This is a genomic window from Dietzia sp. SLG310A2-38A2, from assembly GCF_014145095.1.
Lineage (GTDB): Bacteria > Actinomycetota > Actinomycetes > Mycobacteriales > Mycobacteriaceae > Dietzia.
Window position 1 is genome coordinate 1 of record NZ_JAALDX010000500.1, and the last position, 1,155, is coordinate 1,155.

Sequence of the window (1,155 nt, forward strand, 5' to 3'; positions counted from 1 at the left end):
GCGAGGAACCCCTCGGCGGCCGGGGGGTCGGCGGCGATGGCGCGGACCACCGAGTCCAGCTGCTCCAGCATCACCGCGCTCTCCACCTCGGAGGCGCCGGCCATGAGCCGCGCCGCGTCGGTGCGGCCGGAGTCCTCGCTGCGGCCGGCCTTGACCGCCTGCTTCATCAGGACACTCTCGAGGATGTTGGCGGCGACCGCGGCACGCGAGGACGAGCGCACGTGGGTCAGCGTCACGTCGCAGTACTGCTCGACCCCGGCCTCCAACTGCTCCATCACCAACCGCGGATCCTCGCTGGTCGGGACGCGCCAGCCGGCGATCTGCCCCTGCAGCCGCCGGATTGCCGGGCCCGCCGACAGCGCATGGGAGGACAGGCGGATGGTGTTGCCGAGCCTGCGCAGGAACGGCTTGGGCGGCTTGGGCACCAGCTCCTCGACCACTCGCCCGCAGATCGAGGTGGAGAACTGCTCGAGCGAGTTGCCCACGATGCCCGAGCTCAGCGCCGTGCCCTCGGTGAGATTGAGGAACATGTGCCCGGAGAAGTAGCCCACCTGCAGCCACGGTTGGTCGTAGCTCGCCTGGGCCCGGGCCACCACCTGGATCTTCTGCATCGCGTAGTCGATCGCGAACCCCGAGACCGACGCCGTCAGGGGACAGAACGCCCCCGGCATCATCTCCCCGATGTTGCAGCGCGTGTAGACGTGGTCCTCGCCGGCCAGCGTGGAATCCATCTCGCCCAGGTCGGCGGGCAGGGTGGTGATGGGCCTGGCCTGCAGCCACCAGAGCCTGCCGGCCCGGTCGATCGCCCACTCGAGATCCATCGGCCGGCCCCAGTGCCGCTCCGCGCGTAGGGCGCCCGACCGGATCGCCGCGATCTCCTCCGGGGACAGGACCCCCTCGTCGTCGTCGTACTCCCGCACTGCCACCCCGCCGCTGGAATCCAGGACGAGGTGGTCCGGGGACGCCGATCCGTCGACCAGCGCCTCGCCCAGGCCGGCGACCGCGTCGATCACCATGAGGTCGCGCCGGCCGCTGGTGGGGTCCGCGGTGAACACCACGCCGGCGGCGCGCGCATCCACCATCTGCTGCACCACCAAGTGCATGGGCGTCGGGGCGGTGTCCGTGGCCGTGTTCGGGGCCCCAGTGCCGGCCCCG

General features: G+C 71.7%; 1 protein-coding gene. It reads right to left on the reverse strand.

All coding sequences use genetic code 11. The annotated features are described in order from the left end of the window. The coding region (locus G6027_RS16215; protein WP_241727202.1) for a PEP/pyruvate-binding domain-containing protein at positions 1 to 1,155 on the reverse strand (1,155 nt) is incomplete at both ends.